Below are 9,443 nucleotides of genomic sequence, written 5' to 3'. Positions count from 1 at the left end.
CGCTGCAACTGCAGCCTGTGCCGCCGGCGCGGCGCATTGATGAGCCCGATGTTCGCCGCCAGCGAACTGAAGATCGTCGAAGGCGAGGGCGCGCTGACGTGCTACCAGTTCAACACACGCACGGCCCCTCACTATGTCTGCAACCTGGTTCAAAGGGTCCTGCCATTGCGGGGCCGTCAAATTCGAAGTCCGCACCGCCATTACGCCGGCGGTGCGCTGCAACTGCAGCCTGTGCCGCCGGCGCGGCGCATTGATGAGCCCGATGTTCGCCGCCAGCGAACTGAAGATCGTCGAAGGCGAGGGCGCGCTGACGTGCTACCAGTTCAACACACGCACGGCCCGTCACTATTTCTGCAGCCATTGCGGCATCTATCCGTTCCATCAGACGCGCAAGGACCCGGCCTGCTGGCGCGTCAATCTCGGCTGCCTCGATGGCGTCGACCCGTATGCGCTCGATGCAACGGTCGCCGATGGCGCAAGCCTCTCGGTCGTGGAGGACGCATGAAACGCTGGCTGACGATCCTGCTGTTTGCCGCAGGCGGGCTCGCGACCGAAATCGCGCATCCGGTGCAATGCACGCTGCTGTCGGTCAACCGCGTGCAGACCGGCAAGCGCCGCAGGGCGGACTGACGGCGCGCCGGTTCATCGAGAACGATTATCATGCTTCCGATAAAATCGCACGCGATATATAATGCGTCCATCTGCGGCCGTTCGCGTCGCTGGAGGACGTTCATGAAACCGACCGAAACCCCATCCGCCGCCGCGCCGAAGCTGTCCGAATTCCTGTGCTTCGCGATCTATTCGACGAACCTGGCGTTCGGCAAGGCGTACAAGCCGATCCTCGAAGAACTCGGCCTCACGTATACGCAATACATCACGATCATTGCGCTGTGGGAGCAGGACAACCAGACGGTCGGCCAGCTCGGCGAGAAGCTGTTCCTCGAATCCAATACGTTGACGCCGATCCTGAAGAAGCTCGAGGCGATGGGCTACCTGGAGCGGCACCGCGATCCGTCGGACGAACGCCAAGTGCTCGTCAGCCTGACGAAGAGCGGCCGCCGCGTGCGAGAGAAGGGGCTCGACATGAATCTGGTCGAAGCCACCGGGTTGAAGCCGGACGAATTCGCGAAGATGCAGAAGGCGATCGTCACGCTGCGCGGCAACCTGATCCGGTCGACCGACGAATAAATACCCGAACCTCCAGCGGCCGGCACGCGCACCGTGCCGGCCGTGTCGTCATGCTTGCCCGTCGCCCAGCACCAGCAGGTGCATTTCGCGGCGGACGACGAAACCCAGTGCGAGATAGCGCTCGATCGCCACCTGGTTCGACGTGAGGACGTGCAGGAAGGGCGTATCCGCGCGCGCATCGATCTCCGCAATCAACGCCCGCATCAGACGCGCCGCCAGCCCTTGCCGCCGGAACGCGGCATCCACGCAGACGGCGCTGATCTCCGTATACCCGTCGACCTGCATCCGCTCGCCGGCCATCGCGGCCAGCCTGCCTTCGCTGCGAATGCCGATGTAATGGCCGAGCTCGTATGTGTGCGGGCCGAACGGGCCGGGCTGCGCGGCCGTGGTCAGCGCGAGCATGTCCGGCACATCGGCTTCGGCGAGCGTGACGTAACCCGGTTCAGGCGCCGGGTCGAGCGCCCCTTGCCAGACCATCTGCAACAGGTTTGCGCGCCGGATCACCGACAATCCCGCCGGCGGCTCGATCTCGTCCGTCGTGACCAGTGCCGCCGGCCCGTGGGCGGCGATCAGTGTGCGCAACGCGTCGAACGATGCCGCGCTCGTGTCCTCGATCGCGGCGAACGGCGCGATGGCTGCCGGAAATCGCCATGCACGGTCGTTGCCGAGCGCAAAGCGGCGCTGCCTGCCCGCCAGCGCGTTCCACACCACATGGTCGAGCGGGTGCGCACTGCCTGGCGCGTTTCCGGTCGTTGCATCGGACATCGGCTGCTCCTCGATTGAAGGTTTCGATGGCACAGCATAGACCGGGATCGGTCGGGCAGGGCGCGGCGCCTGCACGGCAAGACTGGCCCGCGCCCACGCTACCGCTGCCAGCGTTCCGGATCCACCCATATCGGGAACGACAGGATCACCGCCAGCCCGTCCCCCCCGATCCCCGCCGCCACCTCGACCGACCCGCCGTGAGCATCGGCGATTCGCGCGACGAGCGACAGGCCGATGCCGCTGCCTGGCGGCACCGTTCCCGGTACGCGGTAAAAGCGTTCGAAGATTCGCTCGCGCTCGCCGACCGGCACGCCGGGCCCGTCGTCCGCGATCCGCAGCCTGACCTGCGCCTCGTCCGCATCGGCAGGGCTGTCGCACGTGATCTCGACCCGCCCGCCGTCACGGCCGTATCGCAGCGCGTTGTCGATCAGGTTGCGCACGGCAATCGCGATCTCGTCCAGATCGCCCCAGACGCGTACCGGTTCGACCGCGATCCGCACCGTCTGCCGGCGCGCATGCGCGGTCGCGTCGAAATCGCTCGCGATCAGCGCAACGAGCCGCGACAGGTCTACCGGCCCGTGCTGGTCAACGCGCGATCCGGCATCCAGCCGCGCCAGTTCGAGCAATTGCCCGGATAGCCGCGCGCTGCGCTCGACGCCCGTTGCAAGCCGACGCAGTGCCTCGTTCTTGTCTGCCAGACTGTCCGCCTGCAATGCGACTTCCGCCTGGGCCGACAACGCCGCCAGCGGCGTGCGCAACTCGTGCGCCGCGTCGCCGATGAAACGGCGCTCGGTGTCGACGGCCTGATTCAGTCGCGCAAGCAGGCGATTGAACGACTCGACGAGCGGGCGGAGTTCGCGCGGCAGCGTCACCAGCGGCAACGGCGAGAAATCGAACGCGGCCTTGTGCTGGATCGCTCGCTGGACGTCGCGCACCGGCCCGAACGACCAGCGGATCACCCACCAGATCACGACGCCCAGCATCCCGAGCATCACCGCCGTATTGAACAGGCCGAGTTGCAGCGCATTGCTCGCCTTCTCCTGCCAGGTCGTGGCCGGGCCGCCTGTCTGAACGTGAATCCGGCCCGCCGGATCCGACAGCGAGTAGACCCGCCAGGTCTCGTCGTGCGCGGTGCCGCGACCGGCGCTCACGCCGTATCCGTCCCGCAGGTCGGCCTTGAGCGCCGGCCCCGGCGCATCCGCGCTGTGCATCACGTTGCGGCCATCGACCCAGACCTGGAACGCGACGTCGTATTTGCCATACGCGGTGTTCGGCACCACTGCCTGGGCGTTCGCCTCGGGCAGGCGATCGATCGCATCCGGCAACGACAGGAGCAGCAGTTGCGCGGCGCTTTCGAGCATGCTGTCGCGCCAGCCGCGCTGTTCGCGCCACAGGCCGATGCCGAGAAACGCCCCCCAGCTCGCCCAGAACACGACGACCGCCGCCATCACGGTCGCGAGCAGGCGCACGCGTAGCGACTTCATGCCGGACTCTCGCCGACGCGATAGCCGAAGCCATGCACCGTCACGATCAGTTCGTCGCCGAGCTTGCGGCGAAGTTGATGGATGTACACCGCGATCGTGTTGCTTTCGATTTCGCTGTCGTTGCCGTACACGCGCGCTTCGAGCTGCGTCCGCGTGACGACGCGGCCTTGCCGCTCCATCAGCGCGAGCAGCGTGCGGTATTCGTGAATGCTGAGCGCAACGGGTTCGCCGGCGCGCGTGACCGCCTTGCGCGCCGGATCGACGTGCACGTCGCGGTAGATCAGACGCTCCGACACGCGGCCCTGGCTGCGGCGCGTCAGTGCACGCAGCCGTGCGTAAAGCTCGTCGAGCTGGAACGGCTTCACGAGATAGTCGTCGGCGCCTGCGTCGAGGCCGCGGATACGGTCGCTCAGCTGATCGCGCGCGGTCACGATCAATACCGGCGTCGGGTCGAAGTTCGCGCGCATCGCGGCAAGCAGCGTGAAACCGGACGCGCCCGGCAGTTGCAGGTCAAGCAGCACCGCGTCGTAGTCATGACCGACGAGCGCGAGCCGCGCGGCCGGCACGTCGGCCGACCAGTCCGCGCGCCAGCCGTTCTGCCTGAGGCCCGCGCACACGGCGTCGGCCAGCATGACATCGTCTTCCACCAGCAGGATATGCATCGGTTTCGCTCCTCGAATGTCGAGGTCGCCAGCCTGACCGACCGCGATTAAAAACTTCTTAAAGCCTGAGGGCCACGATGCGTGCCATTCGCCGCATTGCCGGTGCAATGCATCTGGCGTTTTCTCGAGAGGCTCGCGATGACCGTGTCACGTCCTTCAATTCCGTTGCTGCAATGCAATGCGGCACGAGGCTCCACCCGCGCGCCGTCCGGGTGCGGGCCATTCTGGCATGGAAGATCGCGCGCGTTGTGCGCGTTGCGCGACCGCCGCGCGGGAGGAGCGCGATGAACCCGCTCACCACGCTCGTCCCGTTCGGCCTCGCGCTCAGCCTGGCCGGCGCCAACAGCATCGCCTGCCTCGTCGGCCTGTCGTTGATCGAACGGCTGATCCCCGTGCTGCCGTCGCACGTGCTCCTCACGATGATCGGTGTCGCCAGCGCGCAGGGCGCATGGACACTGCCGGAAGCCATCGTCATCACGGCGCTCGGCAGCTTCGCGGGCTGCCTGTTGCATTACGCGCTCGGCAACCTGTGGCCGGAAGACAGCGTGCTGGCCCTGCTGCGCCGCGTCGCGTCGCTGGGCAGGCTGCAGCCCGCACGAATGGACGTGCTGATCGACGGCATCCGCGCTCGGCCCACGCGGCTCGCACTCTGGTCGCAACTGGTGCCGTTCGTCCGGCTCGTCGCACCGGCGCTCGCCGGCTTGCTGGAAACGAGTTTCGCGCGGTTCGCGTCGGGCGCAGCGGCCGGCATCGTGCTCTGGAACACGCTGTTCATCACGGCCGGCTACCTGGCCGCGCAAGCGGCCGCCTAGCCCGACATGTCGTTGACCGATCGACCCCACCTGGAGCCTGTCGATGAAAATCCCTGAATGGATGCTGTTCCTGCGGACCTGGTTGCGCCATCCGCGCCGGGTCGGCGCGCTCGCGCCATCCGGCCCGGCGCTCGCCGCGCTGATCACCGCCGATATCCCGCGTGACGGCGCCACCGTGATCGAGCTCGGTGCGGGCACCGGCGTGTTCACGCGGGCGCTGCTCGCGCGCGGCGTGGCTAGCGACAGGCTGGTGCTGGTGGAAGCCGATCCCGCTTTCGCGAACACGCTGCGACATCAGTTTCCCGCGTTGCGGATCATGCAGATGGATGCGGCGCAGCTCGGCATGACGGGCGACTTCTTCGGCGGGGCGCGCGCGGATGCGATCGTGAGCGGATTGCCGCTCGTCGCGATGCCGGTCGAACAGGCCGTCGCGATCGTTCACTGCGCGTTCGCGCGTCATCTTGCTGCCGATGGCGTGTTCTACCAGTTCACGTATGTGCCGCGCTGCCCGATCCCGGCCCGCTATCTGGAGGCCATGCGCATTCGCGCCATCCGGGTTGGCGTCGCGTGGATGAACTTTCCGCCCGCCATCGTGTATCGCTTCGAACGCCGGATCGACAGGGTCCGACATCAGCGGCCTGGTGCGCGGCCGCAGCTCGATGCGGTTGCGGAGGCAACCACTTTGCGCGGCATCGATATCACCCGATTTCCCCTTACGCCATCACTCAATTCGAGCGGCGCCGGGCCATCGGCGGAGGGACGTCCATGATCGTGAACGCGTTTGGCTTTGGGTTGCCGTTCGGCTGCCGAGGCTGCTGCCGCTTCTTTCTTCCATGCTCGCTAGTGGCGATCGCCGGTCGCGGCATTTGCGCTGCGCACTATCGAACCCCGAGCCCACGCGAGCACGTGTGCATGTCAACCTGCAACGTTACCTTCCGTCGAAGGTCAACGAGAAGCGCGCCATTCGCACGCGCTCCCGTTTCCCACACGTCGTACCAAGCTTCCCGGCCTTGCGCGACGATTCCGACGCGTCATGCTCAATGGCCGAAGTAGATCGACCGCTCGGCCGTGCGAACCGCGCTGCGGCTGCCCGACTGCGTCGCATTGCCGGCGTCGCTGCCGTAACCGGACACCTGCGAATCGACCGCGACTGCCGTGTTGTCGTGAACCCGACGCAGCGCAGCCTGGAGATTGTCCGGATAGTTCGGGTCATTGGGCCGGTTTGGCAGGTAGCCGGCCTTCTGCAGCGCGGCCAGTTCCGCACGCACTTGCGAGCGCGTCACGGTGCTTTCGCCAGCAAACGCGGGCGCAGCAACGGCAGCCGACACGGCAACGAGAAGGGCAGCGATCAGTGGGGTCTTCATCATTCACCTCGACAAGAAAATGGGGATTCAGCGGTTGCGCACCGTGCGCGGTTTCGTTCAATGACCGAAGTAGATCGAGCGTTCGGCGATCCGCGTCGCGGGCCGGCTGCCCGACTGCGTCGTGGCGACGGCCTCGCCGCCGTAACCGGACGTCGCTGCATCGGCCACTGCGGTGTCGTTCGCGTGAATGCGCGTCAGTGCGGCCTGCAGATCGTCCGGGTAGTGCGGATCGTTCGCGCGGCCCGGCCGATAGCCGGCCTGTTCGAGCTGGACGAGCTCGGCGCGAACCTGCGCGCGGGACACGGCGGCTGCATCGGCGAACGCCGGTGCGGCAGCGGATGCGGAAACGGCCACGAGAAGGGCGGCAATCAATTGGGTTTTCATCATTTACCTCGACAGAAGAGAAATAAAAGCAATGCTGGGTTCGCGTATCGACGATGCGCCGCGCTCAATGACCGAAGTACACCGAGCGGTCAGCCACGCTGACCGCATGCCGGCGGCCCGATTGCGTTGCCGCTTCGCCGCTGCTGCCGTAGCCGGACGCCTGCTCGTTGCCGGCAACCGCATCGGCGGCATGGATCTGCGTGAGTGCAGCCTGGAGATCATTCGGATAGGTGGCGTCGGTCGCGCGATTCAGCGGGTAACCGGCCTGTTGCAACTGCGCGAGCTCGGCGCGCACCTGCGCACGCGTCACGGTGGATTCGCTGGAGAACGCCGGTGCGGCAACAGTGGCCGAAACAGCGACGAGAAGGGCGGCGATCAGTCGGGTATTCATCATTCACCTCAAAAAGAAAGAAAGGAAATCGGGCATTCGGCAAGGCGGCGCGCGGCCGCCGATGCATCGTTCAAGCGATACGGATGTCGACGTCGATGTTGCCGCGCGTCGCCTTCGAATACGGGCAGGTCTGGTGCGCGGCATCGACGATCCGCTGCGCCACGTCGCGATCGAGCCCCGGCACGCTCACGTTCAGCCGGGCCTGCAGGAAGTACGCGTTGCCGGCGGTGCCGAGATCCACTTCGGCGTCGACCGCGAGATCGGCCGGCAGCGTCACCTTCGCCGCACGCGCCGCGAGCTGCATCGCGCCGATGAAGCAGGCCGACCAGCCGGCCGCGAACAGCTGCTCCGGGTTGGTGCCGGTACCGGCGCTGCCCGGCGACGACAACTGGATGTCGAGGCGGCCGTCGGCACTGCGGGCCGTGCCGTCGCGGCCGCCCGAAGTCGTATGCGTCTTGCCCGTGTACAGCACTTTTTCGATCTTGCTCATCATTTGCTCCGTCAGTTGGCTGGTTTGTTTCAGATGCGATTCGATCGCATGCGATGGAGTTTCGTTGAGGCGACCATCTGAGTCAAGCGCATTCGATTCGATCGCATACGATATTTTGTATTTCAATGTATCTGGAATGTGTGCAGCTTTGCCAGACAAGGCTTTCAGACGATCGATCCCCGATATTCAACGAGCAATGAATCCGGGCAGGGCAGGTGAAAACACCCGCGGAGAGGGCTGGCCGCCCCGCGGGGCGGCCGATCGGTCAGGCTGGGTCGATCTCGGCGATCACGACGAGGATCACGGCCGCATCGGCCGGCAACTGCCGCTGGGAGAATGCCGAGCGCGCGTGGCCCGACTTGCCGCCCAGCACGGCGGCGAACAGGTCCGACGCGCCGTCGATCACGGCCGGCTGCCCGAAGAAGCCGTCCGCCGAACTCACGTGCCCCTCGACGCGCACGATCTTGCGCAGGCGCTCGAACCCGCCCAGGTGCCGGCGGATCTGCGCGAGCACGTTCAGCGCCGCGAGCCGGGCGGCATGCTTGCCTTCGTCGACGCTCAACTGCTCGCCGACGCGGCCGGTATAGGCGACCTTGCCGTCGACGAGCGGCAGTTGTCCCGAGATGAACAGCAGGTTGCCGGCGTCGCTGACGGCCGTGTAGCTGCCGAGCGGGTTCGGCGGTTCGGGTAACGTGAGGCCCAGGTCGGCCAGCTTCTGTTCGACGGTCATGTCGTGCTCCTTGCGGGAAAAGGGTTCGGGTAATCGGTGCTGCCTGTGAGTCACTGTAGTCATGCGGCCGAAGCCGGTAAAAGTCAGCCGAGCAATTGATTCACGACGCGGTGTAACGAATCACGCCGTGTGCGCTCGCTGGTTTCCCGCGCGAGATTCATGCACACTCGGCGTCATCGCGCGCCACGCGCCGGAGACGGCAGGAATCGCCTCATGCAACGACAATTCGACGATCTGCTGCTCGGCAGCATCGAGCTGTTCTGTCTCGCCGCCGAACTCGGCAGCTTCACGCTGGCGGCGAACGCGGCGAGCGTCACGCCGGCCGCGGTCAGCCGGTCGGTCGCGCGGCTCGAGGAACGTCTCGGCGTGCGGCTGTTCGTGCGCACGACACGCCAGATCCGCCTGACCGATTCCGGCCGCCGCTATTTCGAGCAATGCCGCGACGCGCTGTCGCAACTCGTCGACGCCGAACGCGAGGCGACCGGCCAGCAGGCGACGCCCGCCGGCGTGCTGCGAATCAGCATGCCGACGCCGTACGGGCACTATCGCGTGCTGCCGCTGCTGCCGGCGTTTCGCGAGCGGTATCCGGACGTGCGCGTCGACACCCACCTGAGCAACCGCAACATCGACTTCGCCGAGGAAGGCTACGATCTCGCGATCCGCGGCAGCGCGCCGGCCGATTCGAACCTGGTCGCACGCAAGCTGGAGGATGCCGAACTCGTGATCGTCGCGACGCCCGGCTACCTGAAGCGCGCAGGCATGCCGACCGCCGTCGACGACCTGCATGCGCACGAATGCATCCAGTTCGAGCTGCCGAGCAGCGGGCGGACGATTCCGTGGCTGTTCAACGATGGATCGGACGGGATCGACGTCGCGACGACCGGCAGCTACGGTACGTCGGGCGACTACCTTGCCGGTGTGACGCTCGCGCGCAGTGGCGCGGGCCTGTTCCAGACCTATCGCTTCATCGTCGAGCAGGATCTGCGGGCCGGCACGCTCGTGGATGTGCTGCCCGGTCTCGGCGGCCGGTCGCGGCCATTCATGCTGCTGTATCCGCATGCGCGCTTTCTGTCGTCGCGCGTACGCGTGTTCGTCGACTTCCTCATCGAGCATCTGGCGCGCGCGCCGGCCAGGCCTGCGGCCGGCACACGCGCCAAACGGGCCCGCGCGTCG

General features: G+C 66.5%; 14 protein-coding genes. 6 read left to right on the top strand and 8 right to left on the bottom strand.

All coding sequences use genetic code 11. The features are described 5' to 3' along the window. Nucleotides 1–133: 133 nt before the first annotated feature. The 3 genes from G3N93_RS27130 to G3N93_RS27125 all read left to right on the top strand — a co-directional run bounded on the left by G3N93_RS27130 (nucleotide 134) and on the right by G3N93_RS27125 (nucleotide 1,188). Complete coding sequence (locus tag G3N93_RS27130) at nucleotides 134–505, top strand: GFA family protein (RefSeq protein WP_206123180.1); 372 nt, start codon at nucleotides 134–136, stop codon at nucleotides 503–505. Continuing rightward, a complete protein-coding gene (locus tag G3N93_RS42090; RefSeq protein ID WP_277396392.1) occupies nucleotides 502–630 on the top strand; it encodes a hypothetical protein in 129 nt (42 codons plus the stop codon). Before G3N93_RS27130 ends, G3N93_RS42090 begins: the two co-directional genes overlap by 4 nt. Before the next feature lie 102 nt (nucleotides 631–732). Further along, entirely contained in the window at nucleotides 733–1,188 is a 456-nt protein-coding gene (locus G3N93_RS27125; RefSeq protein WP_107314491.1) for a MarR family winged helix-turn-helix transcriptional regulator, read from the top strand. Between the two features lie 48 nt (nucleotides 1,189–1,236). On the opposite strand, the gene G3N93_RS27120 is transcribed toward G3N93_RS27125, so the two are convergent. From G3N93_RS27120 to G3N93_RS27110, 3 genes are all read right to left on the bottom strand, one after another. After that, nucleotides 1,237–1,953, bottom strand: coding sequence for a GNAT family N-acetyltransferase (locus G3N93_RS27120; protein WP_206134345.1), 717 nt, complete (start codon nucleotides 1,951–1,953; stop codon nucleotides 1,237–1,239). 98 nt (nucleotides 1,954–2,051) lie between these two features. Then, nucleotides 2,052–3,437, bottom strand: a complete 1,386-nt coding sequence (locus G3N93_RS27115; protein WP_206134344.1) for an ATP-binding protein — start codon at nucleotides 3,435–3,437, stop codon at nucleotides 2,052–2,054. Beyond that, the gene (locus G3N93_RS27110) at nucleotides 3,434–4,099 is read right to left on the bottom strand and encodes a response regulator transcription factor (protein WP_174934045.1); all 666 of its coding nucleotides are present in this window, start codon (nucleotides 4,097–4,099) and stop codon (nucleotides 3,434–3,436) included. The genes G3N93_RS27115 and G3N93_RS27110 overlap by 4 nt, the downstream gene beginning before the upstream one ends. A 284-nt stretch (nucleotides 4,100–4,383) precedes the next feature. On the opposite strand from G3N93_RS27110, the gene G3N93_RS27105 reads away from it, so the two are divergent. After that, the gene (locus tag G3N93_RS27105) at nucleotides 4,384–4,911 is read left to right on the top strand and encodes a DedA family protein (protein ID WP_174934043.1); all 528 of its coding nucleotides are present in this window, start codon (nucleotides 4,384–4,386) and stop codon (nucleotides 4,909–4,911) included. A 43-nt stretch (nucleotides 4,912–4,954) separates the two neighbouring features. Then, nucleotides 4,955–5,680 carry a class I SAM-dependent methyltransferase gene (locus G3N93_RS27100; RefSeq protein WP_206134343.1) on the top strand — a complete coding sequence of 242 codons (726 nt, stop codon included), beginning with the start codon at nucleotides 4,955–4,957 and terminating at the stop codon, nucleotides 5,678–5,680. Nucleotides 5,681–5,948: 268 nt separating this feature from the next. On the opposite strand, the gene G3N93_RS27095 is transcribed toward G3N93_RS27100, so the two are convergent. The 5 genes from G3N93_RS27095 to G3N93_RS27075 form a co-directional block, all read right to left on the bottom strand. Continuing rightward, nucleotides 5,949–6,278 (bottom strand): DUF4148 domain-containing protein, encoded by a 330-nt coding sequence (locus G3N93_RS27095; protein WP_174989276.1) that lies wholly within the window; start codon nucleotides 6,276–6,278, stop codon nucleotides 5,949–5,951. Between the two features lie 54 nt (nucleotides 6,279–6,332). Further along, entirely contained in the window at nucleotides 6,333–6,662 is a 330-nt protein-coding gene (locus G3N93_RS27090; RefSeq protein WP_174934037.1) for a DUF4148 domain-containing protein, read from the bottom strand. Nucleotides 6,663–6,723: 61 nt separating this feature from the next. After that, nucleotides 6,724–7,050, bottom strand: a complete 327-nt coding sequence (locus G3N93_RS27085) for a DUF4148 domain-containing protein (RefSeq protein WP_206134342.1) — start codon at nucleotides 7,048–7,050, stop codon at nucleotides 6,724–6,726. 70 nt (nucleotides 7,051–7,120) lie between these two features. After that, on the bottom strand, nucleotides 7,121–7,540 hold the full coding sequence (locus G3N93_RS27080) for an organic hydroperoxide resistance protein (RefSeq protein WP_174934033.1): 420 nt from the start codon (nucleotides 7,538–7,540) through the stop codon (nucleotides 7,121–7,123). A 265-nt stretch (nucleotides 7,541–7,805) separates the two neighbouring features. Next, complete coding sequence (locus tag G3N93_RS27075) at nucleotides 7,806–8,270, bottom strand: RidA family protein (protein WP_174946060.1); 465 nt, start codon at nucleotides 8,268–8,270, stop codon at nucleotides 7,806–7,808. A 213-nt stretch (nucleotides 8,271–8,483) separates the two neighbouring features. Between G3N93_RS27075 and G3N93_RS27070 the strand changes: the two genes are divergently transcribed. Continuing rightward, nucleotides 8,484–9,443: LysR family transcriptional regulator (locus tag G3N93_RS27070; protein ID WP_206134341.1), on the top strand; the 960-nt coding region annotated here is incomplete at its 3' end.

Source organism: Burkholderia sp. Se-20378 (genome assembly GCF_017104665.1).
Classification (GTDB): domain Bacteria; phylum Pseudomonadota; class Gammaproteobacteria; order Burkholderiales; family Burkholderiaceae; genus Burkholderia; species Burkholderia lata.
The sequence above is the reverse complement of the archived record's forward strand: the minus strand, read 5'-3'. Positions and strand labels throughout refer to the sequence as shown.